Raw genomic sequence first — 20,848 nt, forward strand, 5'->3', positions numbered from 1 at the left:
CTCCGACCGCCCTGTGGTTAACCGACGTTAACCACAGGGCGTAAGGTGCGTCACATGACAGCGAGCACCACGCGGACGTCCGGGAGCACGGCGACGAGAGGGACGACGGGGTTCGAGCTCTCCCGCGAGCACGAGGAGTTCCGCCGCACCGTCGCGGAGTTCGCCGCCGCCCGGGTCGCGCCGTTCGCGGGCCAGTGGGACCGCGAGCGCCGCTTCCCCCTCGAGACGGTGCGCGAGATGGGCGAGCTCGGCCTCTTCGGGCTGACCACGCCCGAGGACCTCGGCGGCGCCGGCGGCGACCTCACCAGCCTCTGCGTCGCCATCGAGGAGATCGGTCGGGCCGACCAGTCGCTGGGCATCACCCTCGAGGCGGCCGTCGGCCTCGGCATCGCCCCGCTGCTGCGGTTCGGCACCCGCGCCCAGCAGGAGGCCTTCGTCCCCGACCTCGCCGCCGGCCGGGCCCTGGCCGCCTTCGGGCTCACCGAGCCCGGGGCCGGCTCCGACGCCGGCGCCACCCGCACGCGGGCCCGCCTGGAGGGCGCGGACGACGGTGGGCGGTCCTGGGTGCTCGACGGCGCCAAGCAGTTCATCACCAACTCCGGCACCGAGATCACCTCGCTGGTCACCGTCACCGCCCGCACCGGGGAGCGGCCCGACGGGAGCCCCGAGATCTCGGCCGTGATGGTGCCCGCGGGCACGCCCGGCCTCGAGGTGGGGCCCGCCTACGACAAGCTCGGGTGGCACGCCTCCGACACCCACCCGCTGAGCCTCGTGGACTGCCGTGTGCCCGAGGAGAACCTGCTCGGCGAGCGGGGGCGCGGCTACGCGCAGTTCCTCGCCACGCTCGACGAGGGCCGGATCGCGATCGCCGCGCTCGCCGTGGGCAGCCTCCAGGCCTGCCTGGACGCGGCGCTGGTCCAGGTCCGCGAGCGCGAGGTCGCCGGCGTGCCCATCGGTGCCCGTCAGGCGGTCGCGTTCCAGGTCGCCGACCTCGAGGCGTGGACGACGACGGCGCGGGTGCTCACCTACCGGGCCGCCGCGCTGGCCGACGCGGGGCGCCCCGCCGCCGAGGTGAAGCAGGCGGCGGCGATCGCCAAGCTCACCGCCACCGAGCACGCCGTGGCGGCCACCCGCGTGGCCACGCAGCTGCTGGGCGGCTACGGGTTCATGGAGGAGCACCCGATGGCCCGCTTCTACCGCGACGCGAAGGTGCTGGAGGTGGGGGAGGGAACCTCCGAGGTCCAGCGCCTCGTCCTCGCCCGGGGCCTGGGCCTGCCCGTCAGCTGGTAGCGCGGCCTCTCTCGCCGGCCTCGATCCGGCGCGGCCCCGTGTGGCACCGCTCACCTCGCTCCGGCCGACGCGCCCGCGGGTGCACCTGCCGGCTCGTCCGGGCCGTCTACCCTGGTGGGGTGGGTGATCGCTTGAGGAGGCTCGTCGCGGAGGCCACGCGCTTCCTCGCGGTCGGCGGCCTGGCGACGATCGTCGCCGCCGTCCTCTTCAACGTGCTCGTGCACGGGGTCGGTCTCTTCGACCGGGCGCTGCTGTCCGACCAGCCGATCGTCGCCTACGTCCTGGCCAACCTGGTGGGCATGGTGATCAGCTATCGCGGCACCCGCTCGTGGGCGTTCCGGCACCGCGTGCCGGCGCACGCGGACGGCGGACGCACCGCGTTCCTGATCATCAACGTGCTCACCATGACCATCCCGGTCGCCTGCCTGTGGGTGAGCCGCACCCTGCTCGGGCTCGACGACCCGGTCAGCGACAACATCTCCGCGAACGTCGTGGGACTGGCGCTGGGGGTCGGTGCCCGGTTCTGGCTGTTCCGCACCTTCGTCTTCACCCACCCCGACGCGTCGGACGCCCGCACGCAGGCCCTGGGCGCCGGTCAGGCCCCGCCGCCGGCCCTGCCCGTGGCCGAGTCAGCCGCGCCGATCCTCGACCCGGGCCCGGAGGCCCGCGGCACGATCGTCAGCGAGGGGCCCACAGTGCCGGCCAGGCGTGCCCCAGCCGCCGCACCAGCTCCCGCAGCGTCGGCAGGCTCACCCCGACCACGTTGTGGAAGTCGCCCTCCACGCCGGTGACGAACCCGCCGCCCAGGCCGTCGACCGTGAACGCGCCGGCCACCTGGAGCGGCTCGCCCGTGGCCACGTAGGCCTCGATCTCCGCGTCGGTGACGTCGGCGAAGTGCACCGTGGTCGCGACGCAGGCGGTGGCCACCTGGCCGGTGGTGGTGTCCATGAGGCAGTGGCCGGTACGCAGCACGCCGCTGCGTCCGCGCATGCGCTGCCAGCGACGGGTGGCCTCCTCCGGCGTCCCGGGCTTGCCCAGGGCCTCGCCGTCGAGGTCCAGCACGGAGTCGCAGCCCAGCACCAGGGCGCCCGCCGGCACCTCGTCCCGGCGCGCCACCGCGGCGCACTTGAGCTCGGCCAGGGCCTGCGCCAGGTCGGCCGGGGGCAGACCGTCCGCCTGGGACTCGTCCACGCCGGAGACGACCACCACCGGCGCGAGGCCGGCGGTGCGCAGCGTGGACAGGCGGGCGGGGGAGGCGGACCCCAGGACGAGGACGGGGCCGGTGTCGGTGCCGGTGCTGGTGTCGGTGCTCACGCCCCGCACGGTAGCCGTGCCGCCTGGTGAGGGCCGAGGCACCGGAGCGCTCCGGTCCGGCATGATGTGCCGCATGTCCACCGAGCGCTCGCGCAGCGGCTCCCCGCGGGTCCTGGTGCTCGGGGTCGTCCTCGTGCTCGTCGCCGTCGCCGCGGTCCTCGGCTGGGCATGGCGCTCCGAGGCCGGTCCGTTCTCCGTCGACCCGCAGCAGCGCAACCGCTACGCCGAGCAGGGTCTCTTCGTCGACCCGGCCTCCCGCACGGCGCTCGGGGTGGCCGACGCCGAGGCGGCCGGCCTCACCGAGCGGGCCCGTCTGCTCTCGGCGCTGGCCGCGGTCTCCGCGGGCACCTGGCTGACGCCGGAGGTGCACCCGATCGGCGAGGTCGGTGCGTACGCCTCGGCGCTGGTCGCCGAGGCCGCCGCCGACGACGCGGTGGTGACCTTCGTCGTCTACGGCGTCCCGCACCGCGACTGCGAAGCGGGGTACTCCGCCGGCGGCACCTCGGCCGACGACTACGCCCGCTGGGTGGGCGAGATCGGCGACGCGCTGGGCGGCAGCACCGCCGTCGTCGTCCTCGAGCCCGACGCGCTGGCCTCGGCGACGGCGTGCGGCCTGCGCGCCTCCCGGGTCAAGCACCTCTCCGCGGCCGTCGACCTGCTGGTCGACGCCGGGGTCACCACCTACGTGGACGCCGGCCACGCCGACTGGGTGCGCCCGGCCCGCATGGCCCGCCTGCTGAGGGCGGTGGGGGTCGACCGGGTGCGCGGTTTCGCCACCAACGTGGCCAACTACCAGACCGACGAGGACGAGGAGGCTTACGCGACCCGGCTCTCGACCCTGCTCGGCGGCTCCCACTGGGTGATCGACCGTGGCCGCAACGGCCACGGAGCGACCCGGGTCTGGTGCAACCCCGCGGGCCGGGCGCTGGGCCTGCGCCCGGGCTTCGTCGACGACGGCACGGGGCTGGACGCCTACCTGTGGGTCAAGCCCCCGGGCGAGAGCGACGGGACCTGCCGGGGCGGCCCGGAGGCCGGCCTGCTGTGGCCCGAGCGCGCGGTCGACCTGGCGGAGGCCGCGGGCTGGTGACCCGCCGAGGGGCTCGGCCGCCGGCCCTGGCCGGAGGGCTGGTCCGACGACTGTGGGCACGTGCGTCCACCCGCCCGGGTCCGCGTACTCGGCACAGGTCGCTGCTATAGGCTGCCGGGCATGGCAAGCAGCCAGGACTGGACCGCGGTGATCATCGAGGATGATCCCGACGTCCGCGACCTCATCGACATCGTCCTCACGCAGTCCGGCTTCCGGACGATCCTCGCGAAGGACGGCTTCGAGGGCGTCGAGGCCGTGCGCCAGCACACCCCGTTGATCACGACGCTGGACGTCAACATGCCCGGCATGGACGGCTTCGCGGTGGCCAAGCGGGTGCGGGAGTTCTCCAACACCTACCTGATCATGATCACGGCGCTCGCCGACGAGATCGACGTCGTGCAGGGGTTCGAGGCCGGCGCCGACGACTACCTGGTCAAGCCGTTCCGCCCCCGTGAGCTGCGGGCCCGGGCGGACTCGATGCTGCGTCGGCCGCGCATGCGCCAGGACGTGGCCGACGACGGCCGCGCGAGCGGGTGGGCCCAGGAGGCCGCGCGCACCCTGCAGCAGAACCCGCTGCCGCCTGCCCAGCCTGCGGCGCAGCCGGCCCCGCCCGTGGACGGCGGCGCCCCGGTCGCCCCGCTGCGTCCCGCCCCCGAGGCGAGCCCGGCACCTGCCCCGAGCCCGAGCCCGACCCCCTCCCCGGCCCCGGTGGCACAGCCCGCGCCCGCCTACCTGCACGCCGTGCCGCACCAGCCGGTGCCGCCGCAGGACCCCGGCCCCCGCGGCCCCAGCACCGACGGTGCGTGGGTGCACTTCAACGGCCTGGGGCTGAACGCCGAGACGCGCACCGTCACCATCGCCGGCTCCGCCGTGGACCTGACGCGCACCGAGTTCGACCTGCTGGCCTCCCTGCTCAGCACCGGCCGCCGGGTGCGCTCCAAGGCCGACCTCGTGCTCACGATGCGCGGCCAGCAGTACGTGACCTCCTACTTCGTCAACGAGGCCGACAAGCGCTCCGTCGAGGTCCACATCGCCAACCTGCGACGCAAGCTGGGTGACGACTCCAGCAACCCCCGGTACGTCGAGACCGTGCGCGGCGTCGGGTACCGGCTCGCCCAGACGCTCTGACCGACCAGACGCACCGAGGCCCGACCCCCGTGGGGGTCGGGCCTCGGTGCGTCTGTGGGCTCGTCAGTTCGCGTTGATCGGGATGTCGGCGACCGCGGTCTTCTCCGTCGAGGGGAAGATCGTGATCGGCACCCGCTGGCGCACGGTGCGCGTGATGTAGTCCGAGCCGCCCGCACGGGTCTGCACGTGCACGGTGGCGGTGAAGGTCAGCACGACCCGCTCGGTGTCCAGCGAGGTCGGCCGGATGCGCTGGTTGCGCAGCTCGAAGGAGCCCTTCGGCGAGGAGATGAGCATGCCGTAGCGGGTGCTCTCGGGCTCGGGGTCGAAGGTGATCTTCTTCGCGACCGCGTCCAGGGAGTAGGGCTGCTGGGTGGCGCCGCTCTCCGTCACGGTGCTGGAGGTGACCTTGATCCGGCTCAGGTAGACCCGCCGCTTGGTGGCGAACGGGGCGCGCAGCGGACGAGCCAGGTCGTAGGCCTGGAACGTGAAGCTGAAGTACTTCGAGCCGCGCGGGTACCACTCGTTGGTGCGCGGCGTCGACTTGGTCGGGTACAGCGTGTAGACGAAGTCGACGTCCTCGGCGCCCTTGACCGAGATGTGCGACTGGAAGGTGCCGTCGCGGGTGAACTGGGTCGCCCGCACCTCCTCCTCCGCGTCGGCGGAGGCGACGGCCGTGGTCTCCGCGGCCTCGGGCTCGGCGTCCTGCCGGCTGGGGTCGAAGAAGCTGCACCCGCCCGTGAGGGAGAGGACGAGGGCGAGCACCCCGCCCGTCGCCACCGCTCGGAACGTCCTGCGCGTGCTCATGCCGTGTACCCCCGGTACCGCTTGGTGGCCTTGATGATCATCCAGACCGTCTGGAGGACCGTGATGACGCCCAGCAGGCGCCAGCCGACGAAGAGGACGTCGGACTTGAGGTCGGGCGTCAGCGGCCCGTACTGCCAGCCGCCCCAGGCCGCCAGCCACAGGCCGGCCACGAGGGCGAACGGGTACAGCCACGCCACGCCCTTGCCGCGCTCGGCCTTCGCCTGGGCGGCCCAGTTGTCCGTCTGCTGCTGGGAGAAGAACTTCCACCAGGCCCGCACGAAGTGACCCATCCGGATCACCATGTACAGCTCCGCCGGGAAGACCAGCAGCACGAACAGGTAGTCGCGCCGGTTGCGGAACTCCATCGAGTGCGCCACCCGGAAGTTCAGCCACACCGCGGCCAGCGGCGGGATCAGCCACCAGGGGGTGAACACGAACGCCTGGAACGCCAGCGCCCAGGTCAGCATGAGCACGAACATGAGGCGCGTGGTCATGTTGAGCACCATCGAGAAGTGCTCGAACCAGCGCAGCCGCAGGTTCGGGTGGAACGGCTGGCCGCGGGTGTCGCCGCGCTGGCCCGGCCACATGAGGTCGATGGCGCCGAAGTTCCACTTCACCTGCTGCGCGTCCAGCGAGCGCAGGGTCGTCATGCCGCCCACGTGGGCGCGGGCCCGGGCGGAGATCTTCGTCAGGTAGCCGGCGGACTTGATCTGCAGGGAGAGCAGCGAGTCCTCGACCTCGGAGTCGTTGACCCACGGGGTGCGCTGGTGGCTGTCGCGCAGCACGTCGCGCAGCGCCTGCGTGGAGAAGAGGGAGAACTGGCCGCCGAGCACCGCCATGTTGCGGCCCTTCAGCAGGTTCTGCATGTTGAAGGCCGAGAACTGGGCCCGCTGCCCCGCGATCAGGAACTTGGCCATGAGGCCGTCCATCGCGGAGTCGTCGATCGAGTAGATCGCCGAGATGCCGCCGATGCGGTCGTCGGAGCTGATCTCGGCCACCAGGTGCTCGATGGCGTCCGGCTCCGGCGTGGTGTCGCCGTCCACCCCGAGCAGGTAGTCCATGTGCTCGACCAGCGAGTAGCCGTAGTTGAGCGCACCGACCTTCTTGTCGGGGTTCTTGCCGATGTCGTGGACGTAGACGACCGTGCTCTGCTCGCCCGTCGGGGTCATCCGCGTGTGCGGGCCCGCGTAGTGGCTGGCGATCTCCACGGAGTCGTCGGAGGTGTTGTTGACGATCAGGTGGATGACGTCGGGCAGCCGGGTCTGCATGAGCAGGCTGTCCAGCACGCCGGCGATCGTCTCGGCCTCGTTGTAGGCCGGGATGATGCAGCCGACCGTGGGCCGCACGGGCAGCGCCTCGAGACCGTCGAGGAACTCGCTGGCGTAGGCCTGCATGTCGCTGTCCACGAACGGCAGCGCCTCGTCGTCGTTGCCGGGCCGGACCGTCGACGGGACGGCCGCGGGGCGGGGGAGGTCGTTCTCGTCGTTCACGCCTGTGCTCTCTGGTCGGGACCGGGCTGGGGAGCGGTCATGGGCTCCAGCCTGGTGCCCGACCCTCAAGACCGTTCCCCGCTCCGCCTCAAGATTGTCCACGACGTGGCTCAAGATGGCGGGCGGCTCGAGGAAACCCGCACGAGAAAGGGCCCGGTCGGGTGACGGGTGTCACCTGACCGGGCCCTCTGGGTCCGACGGCTCAGCGGGCGCTCGCCCGCCATGCGCCCCGGCCCGTCCGGTGCGCGGCACGCACCAGCCTGGCCGGGTGGTTCCACTCCCGGCGAGGCGGCGCCGGGGCCTCGGCGACCGGCGCCGACAGCGCGGAGACCACGGCCACGACGGCCGCGATCTCCTCCGGCGTCGCCCCGGGGGTCAGGACGCGCAGCACCGGGCGCTGCTGCGCCGGCTCGGGCGTGGGGGACTCGGCGCTCACAGCGGGATGTTCCCGTGCTTCTTGGGCGGCAGCACCTCGCGCTTGCCGGCCAGGAGGCGCAGCGCCTTGACCACCTCGGCGCGGGTCTCGCGCGGGGCGATGACGGCGTCCACGTAGCCGCGCTCGGCGGCGATGTAGGGGTTCGCCAGCGTCTTCTCGTACTCGTCGATCAGCTCGGCGCGCGTGGCCTCCACGTCGCCGCCCGCGTCCGCGACCTTCTTCAGCGTCTTGCGGTGCAGGATGTTCGCCGCGCCCTGGGCGCCCATGACCGCGATCTGGGCGGTGGGCCACGCGAGGTTGATGTCGGCGCCGAGGTGCTTGGAGCCCATGACGTCGTAGGCGCCGCCGTAGGCCTTGCGGGTGATGATCGTGACCAGCGGGACGGTGGCCTCCGCGTAGGCGTAGATCAGCTTCGCGCCGCGGCGGATGATGCCGTCCCACTCCTGGTCGGTGCCGGGCAGGAAGCCGGGCACGTCGACGAACGTCAGCACCGGGATGTTGAAGGCGTCGCAGAACCGGACGAACCGGGCGGCCTTCTCCGAGGCGTCGATGTCGAGGGTGCCCGCGAACTGCATCGGCTGGTTGGCCACCACGCCGACCGGGGAGCCCTCGACCCGGCCGAAGCCGACGACGATGTTGGGCGCGAAGAGCTCCTGGACCTCCAGGAACTCGGCGTCGTCGACCACGGCGCCGATGACGTCGTGGATGTCGTAGGGCTGGTTCGGGGAGTCCGGGATGATCGTGTCGAGCGCCAGGTCGGTCTCGCTCGGCTCCAGGTCCGCGGTCTCGGCGAAGCGCGGCAGCTCGTCGAGGTTGTTCTGCGGCAGGTAGGAGATCAGCGCCTTCACGTACTCCAGCGCGTCCGCCTCGTCCGAGGCCATGTAGTGGGCGTTGCCGGACTTGGTGTTGTGCGTCCGCGCGCCGCCCAGCTCCTCCATCGAGACGTCCTCGCCGGTGACGGTCTTGATGACGTCCGGGCCGGTGATGAACATCGCCGAGGTCTGGTCGACCATCACGGTGAAGTCGGTGACGGCGGGGGAGTAGACGTGGCCGCCGGCGCAGTTGCCCATGATGAGGCTGATCTGCGGGATCACGCCCGAGGCGTGCACGTTGCGCTTGAAGATCTCGCCGTACAGGCCGAGCGAGACCACGCCCTCCTGGATGCGGGCGCCGGCACCCTCGTTGATGCCGATGATCGGGCTGCCGGTGCGGATCGCCAGGTCCATGACCTTGGTGATCTTCTCGCCGTAGACCTCGCCGAGGGAGCCGCCGAAGATCGTGAAGTCCTGGGAGAACACGCACACCTGACGGCCGTCGATCGTGCCGTAGCCGGTGATGACGCCGTCGCCGTAGGGGCGGTTCTTCTCCAGGCCGAAGGCCGTGGAGCGGTGGCGGGCCAGCTCGTCGAGCTCGACGAAGGACCCCTCGTCGAAGAGCTGCTCGATGCGCTCGCGCGCGGTCTGGCGGCCCTTGGCGTGCTGCTTCTCGACGGCCTTGGCCGACCCGGCGTGCACGGCCTCGTCGATCCGGCGCTCGTAGTCGGCCAGCTTGCCCGCCGTCGTGGTCAGGTCCGGGGCGTCCGGCCCCGTGGGGATCTCGGTGCCCTCGCCCGGCATGGCGCTCACGTCGTCTCGACCTCCTGTGGTGCGACTGCGGGACGTGCCGGCGGGGCCTGGTGCCCCGGTACCTGCGTACGTCCGCGCGCGGATCGTGCGTCAATGTAGTCCCCGTGAGCGACGACCCCACGCGACTCCCGTCACTGACCTCCGCGGCCGGATGCGGTAAGGGGGCGTCCCAGGCACCCCTCGAGACCCCCCTGGACGCCCCCCTGGATGCGGGCGTGCTCGCCGACGCCCGCCCCGGCGGCGCCCGCGTCCTGCTGCTGGCGCAGAGCCCCTCGACCAACGCCCACGCCGCCGCCCTGGCCCGCGACGGCGAGCCCGGGCCGCTCGTGGTCGTCGCGGAGCACCAGACCGCCGGGAGGGGACGGCTCGACCGGGCGTGGACGACGCCCCCGGGCACCGCGCTCACCTTCTCGCTGCTGGTGCGACCCGCCGTGCCGCTGGCCGGCTGGCCGTGGCTGCCGCTGCTCACCGGCACCTCCGTGGCCGCCACGCTGGCTCGCCTCGGCCACCCGGCCCGGCTGAAGTGGCCCAACGACGTGCTGCTGGACGGGCGCAAGCTGGCCGGCATCCTGCTCGAGCGCGTGGAGGCCCCCCGGGGCTCGGACCTCGGGGCCGCGGCCGTGCTGGGGGTCGGCCTCAACGTCGGCCTCCGGGCCGCCGACCTGCCGGTGCCGACCGCCACCTCGCTGCGGGTGCACGCGGAGGAGGCGGGGCGGACAGGCGGGCGGACGGGCGGGCGGACGGTCGCCGTGCCGGACCGCACCGACCTGCTGCTCGCGCTGGTCGCCGACCTCGTGGCCCGCGTGGAGGGCTGGGCGGAGGCCGGCCAGGACGCGGCGCGGCCGGGCGACCCCAGCCCGGTGCGCGACCGGACCCTGCGCGAGGACTACCTCGCCGCCTGCGACACCGTCGGCCGCCGCGTCCGGGTCTCGCTGCCGGTGGGGGAGCCGCTCGTCGGCGAGGCCGTCGGGGTGGACGAGGACGGGCGGCTGCTCGTGGCGGCCGAGGGCGGCTCCGGCGACCCCGTGGCCGTCGGGGCGGGCGACGTCGTGCACGTGCGGCCCGCGGAGGACTGAGCCGCAGCAGCGCCTCCCGGGGCCCACGGACCCCCGCGGACCGCCCACCGACCCCCACCGACCCCCACGGACCCCCACGGACGTGGCCGGGGTGTCGGGCGGGGTGACAGACTGACCCCGAGCGCGGTGCCCCGGGGGTCGGGTGCCCCGCCGCCGTCCGTGCTCGAGAGAGCCACCCGCGCGGGGACGCCGCGCGGTGAACCACCGCACCAGGAACTGAGGAGCCGCGTTGCCGCGCGACGACGAGCACATCCCGAGCCCCCTCGAGCAGGCCATCCTCGGGGACCTGCCCGTGCTCACCTCGCCGGAGGTCGCGGAGTGGGCCGGCGTGCCCTCCGACCAGGCGCGACGCCTGTGGCGCGCGCTGGGCTTCCCGGAGTACGCCGACGACGTGGCGGCCTTCCTGCCCTCCGACGCCGAGGCGGTGCGGACGCTGGGGGAGGTGACCCGCTCCGGGCTGCTGAGCTTCGACCTGGCCGTGAACCTCACGCGGGCGCTGGGCCAGACGATGGCGCGCCTGGCGGACTGGGAGGTCTCGGCCATGGTGCAGCGCGTGGAGGAGATCCAGGCCACCGACCCCGAGCACGGCAGCCGGGTGGACGCGGCGCTGGAGCTGGTCTCGGGCTTCACCAAGCCGTTCGAGGAGCTGCTCATCTACGCCTGGCGGCGACACCTGGCCGCCGCCGCCGGCCGGATCGAGGCCCTGGGCTCGGAGGACGCCGACCTGCACACCGTCAGCCAGACGATCGGCTTCGCCGACATCGTCGGGTTCACGGCGCTGTCCAACACGCTGACCCAGGAGCGGATCGGCGACCTGGTCGAGCTGTTCGAGACCCGGTGCGCCGACGTCGTCTCCTCCCAGCGGGGCCGGATCATCAAGTCCATCGGCGACTCCGTGCTCTTCGTCAACGACGACGTCGAGCGCGCCTACGACACCGCCGAGGGGATCATCAACGTCATCGGCCGCGACTCCCGGATGCCCGACGTCCGGGTGGGCCTGGCCACCGGCAGCGTGGTCATGCGGATGGGCGACGTGTTCGGACCGCCGGTGAACATGGCCGCCCGGCTCACGAACGTGGCCCGACGCAACCGGATCATCGTCGACGCGGAGACCGCTGAGCGCCTGCCGGACGACCGGTTCGAGACCCGCCACCTCGCTGCTCGGCCGGTGCGCGGGTTCGGCATCGTGGAACCGCTTGCGGTGCGTCGCCGCTGACGGGACACGCCCGGTCCGCAAGCGTGCACGACCGTCCACCCGAGAGGTGGATCACTGGTGAACGCCCCTGCGACGTGGTAGTGCCACCACCACCGCGTCAAGCGTTTCCTGCGTTCTGACCTGCAAGAATGCAAACGGCACGCAAAAAGAGGTTGTCGGTGTCCTTTACCTGCCGTCTTCATGGGGCGTGCACGCCTGTCGGGCATTCCTGACCTGAAGATGTCACTGCCCATTGTGGCCAAGGGGTGGGTGCCGGCCGATCTCTTTGCTTACCCTGAGGTCGTGATCAAGGTTCAGAACATCTCCCTCGACCCGGAGTCGCGTCGCGCGTGGCGCGGGCCCGACGAGGTCGCGCTCTCCCGCAAGGAGTTCGACCTCGTCCACGCCCTCATCACCCGGGCCGGCGACATCGTGACGCGTGACGAGCTCATGCGCGACGTGTGGCACACGTCCTTCTGGACGTCGTCGAAGACCATCGACGTCCACCTCGGGTGGGTGCGACGCAAGCTCGGCGACGACAGCCGCAGCCCGCACCTCATCACCACGATCCGCGGCAAGGGCCTGCGCTTCGAGAAGGCCACCCCTGCGGCCTGAGCCTCCCTCGACGAGACTCCCACCCCCAGCACGACCAGCAGGACCCGGCACCACCTCCCCGCACCCAGCCCCGGCCACCGGCCGGGGCTGCGTGCGTCCGGACCCTCCGTGCGTCCCACCGCCGCGTGCGACTTCCCGGCTGCGGCGCCCCGCCGCCTACGCTGGCCCCCGTGCCCGACACGTCCCACCCCGACCGCAACCCCCTGGCCCCCACCCTCGCCGTGATCGGCGGCGGCCAGCTCGCCCGGATGATGGCCCAGCCGGCCCTCGCGCTCGCCCTGCCGCTGCGCCTGCTGGCCGAGGCTCCCGGCGTCTCGGCCGCCCAGGTCATCGTCGACCACGAGGTCGGCGACTACCGCGACCTCGACGCCCTGCGGGCGATCACCGAGGGCTGCGCCGTGGTCACCTTCGACCACGAGCACGTGCCCACCGACCACCTGCGGGCCCTGGAGGCCGACGGCGTGGCCGTGCGACCCGGTCCGGACGCCCTCGTGCACGCCCAGGACAAGGCGGTCATGCGGGAGCGGCTCGGCGCCCTCGGGGTGCCCTGCCCGCGCAACGCGGTGGTCGCCGACACCGCGGAGGTCGAGGAGTTCGGGTTCCCGTGCGTCCTCAAGACCACCCGCGGCGGCTACGACGGCAAGGGCGTGTGGGTCGTCCGCTCGGCCGCGGACTGCACCGAGCCGTTCGAGACCGCCCGGCGGACCGGGGTGCGCATCCTGGCCGAGGAGCTCGTCGACTTCTCCCGCGAGCTCTCCGCCATCGTCGTCCGCTCGCCCTCCGGGCAGGCCGCCGCCTACCCGGTGGTGCAGACGACGCAGCTCGACGGCATCTGCCACGAGGTCGTCGCCCCCGCGCCGGACCTGTCGGAGGAGCTGGCCGGGCAGGCCCAGCAGCTGGCGCTGCGCGTGGCCGGCGAGCTCGGCGTCACCGGAGTGCTGGCCGTGGAGCTCTTCGAGACCCGTGACGGCCGCATCCTCGTCAACGAGCTGGCCATGCGCCCGCACAACACCGGCCACTGGACGCAGGACGGCGCGGTCACCTCGCAGTTCGAGAACCACCTGCGCGCGGTGATGGACCTCCCGCTCGGCTCGCCCGCCCCGCGGGCGCCCTGGTCGGTGATGGTCAACATCCTCGGCGGCCCCGAGCCGGACGGCGAGGGCCCCGGGCGCCTCTACGACGGCTACCCGCACGCCCTCGCCCGCGACCCGCACCTGCGGGTGCACCTGTACGGCAAGGAGTCCCGGCCCGGCCGCAAGGTCGGGCACGTCAACGTCTACGGCGACGACCTCGAGGCCTGCCTCGAGCGCGCGCGCCACGCCGCGGCCTGGTTCCGCGGCGACCTCGGCAACGAGAGCGAGTGAACGATGAGTGAGCCCAGCACCACCCCGAGCAGCACCACCCCGAACGAGGCGGCCCCCCGCGTCGGCATCGTCATGGGGTCCGACTCCGACTGGCCCGTGATGGAGGCGGCGGCGAAGGCCTGCGAGGAGTTCGGCGTCGCCTACGAGGCCGACGTGGTCTCGGCGCACCGGATGCCGACCGAGATGGTCACCTACGGCCGCGAGGCCGCCGGGCGTGGCCTGCAGGTGATCATCGCGGGCGCCGGCGGCGCCGCGCACCTGCCCGGCATGCTCGCCGCGCTCACCCCGCTGCCGGTGATCGGGGTGCCCGTGCCGCTGAAGTACCTCGACGGCATGGACTCGCTGCTCTCCATCGTCCAGATGCCCGCCGGCGTCCCCGTGGCCACCGTGGCCATCGGCAACGCCCGCAACGCCGGCCTGCTCGCGGTGCGGGTGCTGGCGGCCTCCGACGCCGGTCTGCGGGAGAAGATGGAGGCCTTCCAGGCCGAGCTGCACGACGCGGCCACCGCCAAGGGCGAGGCCGTCCGACGGGCCTCGGCACCGGCCCAGCGACTGGGCTTCTGAGCCCCGCCGCGGGCGGGCAGGCGATGGGCGAGCGCGGACGCGGCGGGGCAGCGCCCGCCGACCGGCCGACCGGCGCCACGCCCGCGGCCGCCGGCCCGCGGGCGGACCGGGTCGGCGGCCCCGCGCGCCTGATCGGCGTCGACCTCGCCCGCCTGCTCGCGCTGCTGGCGATGATGGCCACGCACCTGGTCTCGGTCGCGAACGACGACGGGACGCCCTCCGCGGTCGGCTGGTGGTTCAGCGGACGCGCCTCCGCGCTGTTCGCCGTCCTGGCCGGGGTGAGCCTGGCACTCCTCTCGGGGCGCACCCGCCCCGCTCGCGGTCGAGCCTGGGCCCGGGCGGCCGCGGGGCTCCTCGCCCGCGCGCTGGTCGTCGGGGCCGTCGGGCTGGTGCTGGGAGGGCTCGACTCCGGGATCGCGGTGATCCTGGTGAACTACGCGGTGCTCTTCGTCCTGGGTGCGCTGCTGGTGCCGCTCGGCGCCCGGGTCCTGCTCGGGCTCGCGCTGGTCTGGGTCGTGCTCGGCCCCGGGCTGCTCCAGGTGCTGCGTCCGCTGCTGCCCGAGCGCGGGTCGGCGAGCCCGTCGCTGGACTCCCTGGCGGAGCCCGGCCACCTCCTGGCCGAGCTGCTGGTGACCGGCTACTACCCGGTCGTGGCGTGGCTGGCCTACCTGCTGCTCGGCATGGGCATCGGGCGGCTCGACCTGGCCCGGCTGCGCACCGAGGTGCTGGCCGCGGCCGCGGTCGGGGGAGCGGTCGTGGCCGCCCTCGTCACCTTCGTCGCGCACGGGCTCATGCGCCTGCCCGTCGTCCTGGACGCCCTGGGCACCTCCGCGCCTCTCGGCCAGGGCGGCGAGGTCACCCCGCCGGCGGAGATGCTTCGGCTCCTGGTCGACACCGGCATGTTCGGCCAGACCCCCGCGGACGGCTCCTGGGCGTGGCTGCTGGTGCTGGCCCCGCACGCCAGCACCCCGCCCGACCTGGCGGCCACCATGGCCTCGTCGGTCGCGGTGCTCGCGGCGTGCCTGCTGCTCGAGCGCGGTGCCCGGGCGGCCGGCGCACCCCTCGCCCGGGCGCTCGCCGTGCTGTCGGGCGCCGGGGCGGCCACGCTGAGCGGCTACACGGTGCACGTGGTGCTGACCACCGGCACGGGCACCGGCGCGGGGGCGCAGGCCTGGGCCCAGCAGGCGCTGCTGCTCGTCGTCCTCGGGGCCGCCCTGGCGGTGGCCGGTCTCCGCGGTCCCCTGGAGGCCGTCGCGGCCCGGCTGGCCGCCGGGGCCCGTCGTCTCGTGCCCGCCTGAGGCACGGCGGTCCAGACCGGACGGTCGGGTGCTCATACCTCCGGCGCGAGCGGGTACTGCTCCTCTCGTCCGGGCGTCCCCCCCCGTCCCCCCTGCGGACGCCCCGGTCGTCCCCGCCGCCCCTGAGGGCACCGATGTTCCCCCCAAGTCACCGGTGCCGCAGGGGCGGCTCCACGTCGGGTGCCGCTGCGAGGGTGGGCCGATCACCTGAGGGGGTGGGATCGGCCGACGGCGTTCCGGACACCGGGGAGGCATGGCTACCGACCTCCACTACACCGCTCCCGGCCTCAGCGACGCCGACGCCCAGCGCGTCGTCGAGCTCCTCCAGGGCCGTCTCCACGCCTGCAACGACCTGCACCTGACGCTGAAGCACGTGCACTGGAACGTGGTGGGCCCCCACTTCATCGCCGTGCACGAGATGATCGACCCGCAGGTCGAGGCCGTGCGCGGCTTCGCCGACGACCTCGCCGAGCGGATCGCGACCCTGGGCGGCTCGCCGAAGGGCACCCCCGGCTCGATCGTGGGCGAGCGCGAGTGGGACGACTACTCCATCGGCCGCGCGAGCACCCAGGAGCACCTCGCGGCGCTGGACGTCGTCTACACCGGCGTCATCACCAGCTACCGCGCGAACCTCAAGGAGCTGGACGACCTCGACCTGGTCACCCAGGACATGTTCATCGCCCAGACCGAGCAGCTGGAGCTGTTCCACTGGTTCGTCCGCGCCCATCTCGAGGACAAGGGTGGCCGCCTGGCCACCGACGGCGCCACGAGCGAGAAGGGCGCGGCGGCCTCCGTCTGAGCCGCGAAGCCACCGCATCGGGCCGTCCTCCCCTCGTGGGAGGGCGGCCCGTCCGCGTGCCGGGGGCGGGTCCGGTGCGTGCTGGTACGGACGTTCTTTACCTTCTCGCTGCGCGAGCCGGTGCACCCGTGTCACGATCAGGGGGCAGGACGACGGGTGCCCTCAGCGCCCGGGCGGCGTGCCCGACCGGTGCACGACCGCACAACGAGCGTGACCCCGGCTGCTCGGTCGTGCGCCCCGGCGCGCGTCCCGTCGTCGGCGTCGTGCCTGGTGCACCGAGGTGGTGAGCGCATGAGCACGGCCCACAAGTCGCCCACCGCCCCGGCGGCGGTCGCGGCGGTGGTCGGCGACGCGGCTCGCGCGCCTCGTCCCCGGGCCTCCGAGGCGGCCCGGCGCCAGGTGCGCACCGCCCGCCTCCTGCTCCGCGCACGGGCGTGCTCGGCCGAGCGTCGCGCCGCCTACGAGGCCGAGGTCGTCGCGCTGCACCTCGGTCTCTCCCAGGACCTCGCGCGTCGCTACCGGGGGAGGGGGATCGCGGACGAGGACCTGCTGCAGGTGGCCGGCCTGGGGCTGGTCAAGGCCGTCCGCGGCTACGACCCGACCCTGGGGCACGACTTCGTCGGCTACGCGGTGCCGACGATCCTCGGTGAGCTGCGCCGCAGCTTCCGCGACACCGGCTGGTCGGTGCGCCCGCCCCGCTCCCTCCAGGAGCTCGTGGTGCGCGTGGCGCCCACGGAGTCCGACCTGTTCCAGCGCCTCGGCCGGCCGCCGCACGAGGCCGAGCTGGCGGCGGCGCTGGGCGTGGGGCCCGAGGAGCTGCGCGAGGCCCGCGCCGCGGCGACCTGCTTCCGCAGCGACTCGCTGGACGAGCCGGCCTCGGCCGCCGACGCGGCCACCCCGGTCTCCGCGTTCCTCGGTGCCGTGGACCCGGCCTTCGGCCACGCCGAGGCGCGCCTCGCGCTCGCCGCTGCCGTGCGCGTGCTGGGCCCGCGGGAGCGGCGCATCGTGCAGCTGCGGTTCTTCGCCGGCCGCACCCAGGCCGAGATCGGGGCGGAGCTGGGCATCAGCCAGGAGCAGGTCTCGCGGCTGCTGGGCCGCATCCTGCGCCGCCTGCGCCTCGAGCTGGGGCTCGACGCCGCCTGACCCCCCGCCTGACCCCCCGCCGGCATCCTCGGACGGGCCCGGTGGGCCGGGGTGGACGCGGTCAGCTGCCCTCGTTGCCCTCGATGCCGGTCGGGGTGCACAGACCGTCGGGGATCGACTCGGTGTCGTCCTCGATGATGGCGGTGAACATCTGCGTGGAGCGCTCGGGGTCCCAGTGCACCGCGAGGTCCGCGATCGGCACGCCGCAGGTCAGGCCCGCGTCGCCGTCCACCTGGGTCATCGCCATCGCCCACAGCCCGGCGTTCCACCAGTGCTGGCCCTCGCCGAAGCCGAAGGTGTCGGTGACGGCCATGTTGAGGTTCCAGTAGCGGACGGGGTTGAGCACCGACCAGGGGGAGAGCACCTTGTCGCCCACGGCGGAGACGACCTCGCGCTGGTGCTTGGCCCGGTCGATGTCGCCGAGGCCGCTGACGTGCCGGGAGCGGGCGTAGCCGAGCGCGGTCGTGCCGTCGGCCTCCTGGCAGCCCTTCTTCACGTCGAGGTTGGCCAGCGGGTCGACCATGTCCTGGGTCGGGCAGATCTCGATGCCGCCGACGGCGTCGACGACGCTGACGAGGCCGCCCAGGCCGATCTCCACGTACTGGTCGACCCGGATGCCGGTGTTCTGCTCGATGGTGCGCACCAGCAGGCGCGGGCCGCCGTAGGCGTAGGCCGCGTTGATCTTGGTCGTGCCGTAGCCGGGCACCTCGACCAGCGAGTCCCGGGGGATCGACATCAGCAGGTTCGGCCCCGAGCCGGTGTGCAGCAGCATGATCGTGTCGGTGCGGCGACCGGCGGCGTTGCCGGTGCCGTACTCCTGGCGCTGCTCCTTGGTGAGCCCGGCCCGCGAGTCACTGCCCACCAGCAGGTAGGTGGTGCCGGGCTGCTCGTCCGGCCGGTTCGCCGACGGCTCGAAGTTTCGCTCGGTCACCTGGGTCCAGGCGTAGATCGGGGTGCCGATCAGGAACGCCAGCCACAGCACCAGCACGATCGCCAGGTAGCGCACGCGGAAGCGCGGACGGCGGCGCCCCGACCGTCCCCGGGAGGAGCCGGACCCGCCAGGGCCGCCCGGGCCGCCGGGCCCGCTGGGGCCGTCGGGCCCGCGCGGCGGAGACGGGGGAGCGGGCTGGGGGCGTCCCTGCGCGGCGGGGCGGGACGCGCCGGCCCCCGGCTCGCGCGGCTGCACGGGCATCACCCGGGTCGCGTCCGCGTCCGCCTGCGGCTCGCGGTCACGCCGGCCGTAGAGCCAGTCGAAGCGCTCCTCGCCCTGCCCGGAGGTGCCGCCGGGGTCGTCGGAGGAGCCGGTGCCGCCGGTGCCGGGACGCGAAGCCATGGGCAGGAAAGTACCGTGCGCCCATGAGTGAGGAGCCACTCCCGCCGCAGGACACCCCGTCGACCACGGGTCGTCCACCGTCCTTCGCCGCCGTCTCGCTGGCCGTGCTGATGTCGCGAGCCCAGGCGAACCTGCTGGGCAACATCCACGGCGGGGAGATCGTGAAGCTGGCGGACTCGACCGCCGGGGCGGTCGCGCAGCGGCACTCGGGCGGCGCCGCCGTCACCGCGGCGCTGGACGAGATGGTCTTCCTCCAGCCCGTGCACGTGGGCGACATCGTGCGCACCTCGGCCACGGTCAACTGGGCCGGCCGCTCCTCGATGGAGATCGGTGTGCGGGTGGAGGCGGCGCCGTGGGACGACCCCGAGGCCGACGGCCTGCACGTCGGCTCCGCCTACTTCGTCTTCGTCGCCGTGGACGAGGCGGGGCGCTCGCGCCCGGTGCCGCCCCTGCTGCCCGAGAGCGCGGACGAGCGGCGCCGGTGGCGGGAGGCCGAGATCCGCCGCGAGCACCGGCTGGCCCGGCGGGCGGCGATCGAGGCCGGCCGGGCCTGAGCGGACCCGGAGGGGTGAGACCGCTCCGGTCCGTGACGGGGGCCTCCGGGTCGACGTGACGACACCCCGGCGCGCCTGCGGCTGTGTGACTGCTGGGACTGGTGATACTGCCGCCATGCCACCCGTTCCTTCCCCCGGGTCGGCCGAGCGGGCCCGTCTCACTGCCAGCCAGAGAGCGGCGCGCGTCCGGTTCCGGCGTGCCCTGTCCCTCATGGCCATGACCCTGGTCGCGCCCGGGTCCGCCCAGCTGCTCGCGGGCAACCGCCGCGCCGGCCGCATCGCCCTGGGGGTGTGGGTCGCGCTGTGGGTCGTCCTGCTCGGGGCCGGGCTGGCCGCCCTCGTCCACCCCGCCTTCGCGCTGGGCTGGGCGACGGACCCCACGCTGCTGCTCGCGGTGCGGTCGCTGCTGGTGGTCGGTGCCGTGGGCTGGTTCGCGCTGATGGTGGACGCCTGGCGCCTGGGTCAGCCGCTGACGCTGGGGCTCGGCCACCGGCGCGCGATGATCGGCGTCAACGGCGTGCTCTGCTTCTCGCTGGCGGGCTCGATGCTCTTCGGCGCCCACCTCGTCGGGGTCCAGCGGGACCTCATGCAGACGATGTTCGCCTCCACCGACGTGAAGGGCGCCCACGACGGCCGCTTCAACGTGCTGCTCATGGGCGGCGACTCCGGTGCCGGCCGCTGGGGCCTGCGGCCGGACTCGATGACGATCGCCTCGATCGACGCCGTCACCGGGCGCACCGTGCTGATCTCGCTGCCCCGCAACATGCAGAACTTCCCCTTCGCCGAGGGCTCGGTGATGGACGAGCAGTTCCCCGACGGCTTCGACGCCGACTACCTCAACGGCGTCTCCACCTGGGCGCAGGACCACACCGAGCTGTTCGGCGACTCGCCCACGCCCGGCATCGACGCCACGATCATGGCCGTCGAGGGCATCACCGGCCTGGAGGTCAACTACTGGGCGATGGTGAACCTGCACGGCTTCCGCGAGCTGGTCGACGCGGTCGGAGGCGTGACGATCAACGTGCGCCAGGCGATCCCGATCGGCGGCCTGGGCTCCGACGTGTACGACTACATCGAGCCGGGCGTCCAGCAGCTCGACGGCTTCCAGACCCTCTGGTACGCCCGGGCCCGCGACGGCTCGGACGACTACTCGCGCATGGCCCGGCAGAAGTGCGTGATGAACGCGCTGCTCCAGCAGGTCAGCCCCGAGACGATGCTGGCCAACTTCACCGACATCGCGGCCGCGTCCTCGGCCCTGGTCTCCACCGACGTGCCCGCCTCCGAGGTCGGCACCTTCGTGCAGCTGGCGCTGCAGGCCAAGGACCAGAAGATCTCGACCGTCTCGCTGGTGCCGCCCATGATCAACACCGCCGACCCCGACATCGACCTGGTGCAGGAGAAGATCGCCACCGCGATCGACAAGGCCGAGGGCACCTCGTCGGCGCCGAAGAACGGCACCTCGAGGAAGAACGCGAACAAGTCCGTCACCGGCGGCTCCCTCGGTTCTCTCTCCACCGGCTACGCGGCCAACTCCGCGGGCGACCTCTCGGCGGCCTGCTGAAGCCGCCTCGCGGATAGTGCGTGACGTTCCGCGCCTCGCGACCGGGGTGGATTCAGCCTGTCGTCGCAACAGGTGGATCTGACTCGCCCGACAGTAGTGCGTCGAGTTCCTCCGCGGGGGTGCGCCACTTCAGTGTCTTGCGAGGACGGGCGTTGAGCTCGGCGGCGATCTG

At 73.6% G+C, this 20,848-nt stretch carries 20 protein-coding genes; 14 read left to right on the plus strand and 6 right to left on the minus strand.

Annotation, left to right across the window (positions count from 1 at the left end):
• Window positions 1-54 precede the first annotated feature (54 nt).
• Both M8316_RS07535 and M8316_RS07540 read left to right on the plus strand, forming a co-directional pair.
• Entirely contained in the window at window positions 55-1,290 is a 1,236-nt protein-coding gene (locus M8316_RS07535; protein WP_250053397.1) for an acyl-CoA dehydrogenase family protein, read from the plus strand.
• Between the two features lie 119 nt (window positions 1,291-1,409).
• A complete protein-coding gene (locus tag M8316_RS07540; protein WP_250053399.1) occupies window positions 1,410-2,081 on the plus strand; it encodes a GtrA family protein in 672 nt (223 codons plus the stop codon).
• On the opposite strand, the gene M8316_RS07545 is transcribed toward M8316_RS07540, so the two are convergent.
• Window positions 1,969-2,604: a Maf family protein gene (locus M8316_RS07545; protein ID WP_250053401.1), complete on the minus strand. Its 636-nt coding sequence runs from the start codon at window positions 2,602-2,604 to the stop codon at window positions 1,969-1,971. The genes M8316_RS07540 and M8316_RS07545 overlap by 113 nt on opposite strands.
• Before the next feature lie 73 nt (window positions 2,605-2,677).
• On the opposite strand from M8316_RS07545, the gene M8316_RS07550 reads away from it, so the two are divergent.
• Entirely contained in the window at window positions 2,678-3,691 is a 1,014-nt protein-coding gene (locus M8316_RS07550; protein ID WP_250053403.1) for a glycoside hydrolase family 6 protein, read from the plus strand.
• Between the two features lie 120 nt (window positions 3,692-3,811).
• Complete coding sequence (locus tag M8316_RS07555; protein ID WP_250053405.1) at window positions 3,812-4,819, plus strand: response regulator transcription factor; 1,008 nt, start codon at window positions 3,812-3,814, stop codon at window positions 4,817-4,819.
• Window positions 4,820-4,882: 63 nt separating this feature from the next.
• Here M8316_RS07555 and M8316_RS07560 read toward each other — a convergent pair whose 3' ends face one another.
• From M8316_RS07560 to M8316_RS07575, 4 genes are all read right to left on the minus strand, one after another.
• Window positions 4,883-5,623, minus strand: coding sequence for a hypothetical protein (locus tag M8316_RS07560; RefSeq protein WP_250053407.1), 741 nt, complete (start codon window positions 5,621-5,623; stop codon window positions 4,883-4,885).
• Window positions 5,620-7,113 (minus strand): glycosyltransferase family 2 protein, encoded by a 1,494-nt coding sequence (locus M8316_RS07565; RefSeq protein WP_250053408.1) that lies wholly within the window; start codon window positions 7,111-7,113, stop codon window positions 5,620-5,622. Before M8316_RS07565 ends, M8316_RS07560 begins: the two co-directional genes overlap by 4 nt.
• A 202-nt stretch (window positions 7,114-7,315) precedes the next feature.
• Entirely contained in the window at window positions 7,316-7,549 is a 234-nt protein-coding gene (locus M8316_RS07570; protein WP_250053410.1) for an acyl-CoA carboxylase epsilon subunit, read from the minus strand.
• Window positions 7,546-9,165 carry an acyl-CoA carboxylase subunit beta gene (locus M8316_RS07575; protein WP_250053435.1) on the minus strand — a complete coding sequence of 540 codons (1,620 nt, stop codon included), beginning with the start codon at window positions 9,163-9,165 and terminating at the stop codon, window positions 7,546-7,548. Before M8316_RS07575 ends, M8316_RS07570 begins: the two co-directional genes overlap by 4 nt.
• A gap of 224 nt (window positions 9,166-9,389) precedes the next feature.
• Here M8316_RS07575 and M8316_RS07580 point away from each other — a divergent pair, with 224 nt between their 5' ends.
• The 8 genes from M8316_RS07580 (at window position 9,390) to M8316_RS07615 (ending at window position 17,228) form a co-directional block, all read left to right on the plus strand.
• On the plus strand, window positions 9,390-10,250 hold the full coding sequence (locus M8316_RS07580) for a biotin--[acetyl-CoA-carboxylase] ligase (RefSeq protein ID WP_250053412.1): 861 nt from the start codon (window positions 9,390-9,392) through the stop codon (window positions 10,248-10,250).
• Between the two features lie 229 nt (window positions 10,251-10,479).
• On the plus strand, window positions 10,480-11,466 hold the full coding sequence (locus M8316_RS07585; protein WP_250053414.1) for an adenylate/guanylate cyclase domain-containing protein: 987 nt from the start codon (window positions 10,480-10,482) through the stop codon (window positions 11,464-11,466).
• 282 nt (window positions 11,467-11,748) lie between these two features.
• On the plus strand, window positions 11,749-12,060 hold the full coding sequence (locus tag M8316_RS07590) for a winged helix-turn-helix domain-containing protein (protein ID WP_250053417.1): 312 nt from the start codon (window positions 11,749-11,751) through the stop codon (window positions 12,058-12,060).
• A gap of 125 nt (window positions 12,061-12,185) precedes the next feature.
• On the plus strand, window positions 12,186-13,424 hold the full coding sequence (locus M8316_RS07595) for a 5-(carboxyamino)imidazole ribonucleotide synthase (RefSeq protein WP_372490567.1): 1,239 nt from the start codon (window positions 12,186-12,188) through the stop codon (window positions 13,422-13,424).
• Between the two features lie 3 nt (window positions 13,425-13,427).
• Window positions 13,428-13,988: a 5-(carboxyamino)imidazole ribonucleotide mutase gene (gene purE, locus M8316_RS07600; protein WP_250053418.1), complete on the plus strand. Its 561-nt coding sequence runs from the start codon at window positions 13,428-13,430 to the stop codon at window positions 13,986-13,988.
• Window positions 13,989-14,011: 23 nt separating this feature from the next.
• Window positions 14,012-15,286, plus strand: coding sequence for a heparan-alpha-glucosaminide N-acetyltransferase domain-containing protein (locus tag M8316_RS07605; RefSeq protein ID WP_250053420.1), 1,275 nt, complete (start codon window positions 14,012-14,014; stop codon window positions 15,284-15,286).
• A gap of 253 nt (window positions 15,287-15,539) precedes the next feature.
• On the plus strand, window positions 15,540-16,085 hold the full coding sequence (locus M8316_RS07610; protein ID WP_250053422.1) for a Dps family protein: 546 nt from the start codon (window positions 15,540-15,542) through the stop codon (window positions 16,083-16,085).
• Window positions 16,086-16,376: 291 nt separating this feature from the next.
• The gene (locus M8316_RS07615) at window positions 16,377-17,228 is read left to right on the plus strand and encodes a sigma-70 family RNA polymerase sigma factor (protein WP_250053424.1); all 852 of its coding nucleotides are present in this window, start codon (window positions 16,377-16,379) and stop codon (window positions 17,226-17,228) included.
• A gap of 61 nt (window positions 17,229-17,289) precedes the next feature.
• On the opposite strand, the gene M8316_RS07620 is transcribed toward M8316_RS07615, so the two are convergent.
• Window positions 17,290-18,561, minus strand: coding sequence for an LCP family protein (locus M8316_RS07620; protein WP_250053427.1), 1,272 nt, complete (start codon window positions 18,559-18,561; stop codon window positions 17,290-17,292).
• 23 nt (window positions 18,562-18,584) lie between these two features.
• On the opposite strand from M8316_RS07620, the gene M8316_RS07625 reads away from it, so the two are divergent.
• Together M8316_RS07625 and M8316_RS07630 are read left to right on the plus strand one after the other, a co-directional pair.
• Window positions 18,585-19,115 carry an acyl-CoA thioesterase gene (locus tag M8316_RS07625; RefSeq protein ID WP_250053429.1) on the plus strand — a complete coding sequence of 177 codons (531 nt, stop codon included), beginning with the start codon at window positions 18,585-18,587 and terminating at the stop codon, window positions 19,113-19,115.
• Between the two features lie 211 nt (window positions 19,116-19,326).
• Complete coding sequence (locus M8316_RS07630) at window positions 19,327-20,676, plus strand: LCP family protein (protein ID WP_250053431.1); 1,350 nt, start codon at window positions 19,327-19,329, stop codon at window positions 20,674-20,676.
• Window positions 20,677-20,848: the final 172 nt, after the last annotated feature.

The organism is Nocardioides bruguierae, from assembly GCF_023554635.1.
GTDB lineage: Bacteria > Actinomycetota > Actinomycetes > Propionibacteriales > Nocardioidaceae > Nocardioides > Nocardioides bruguierae.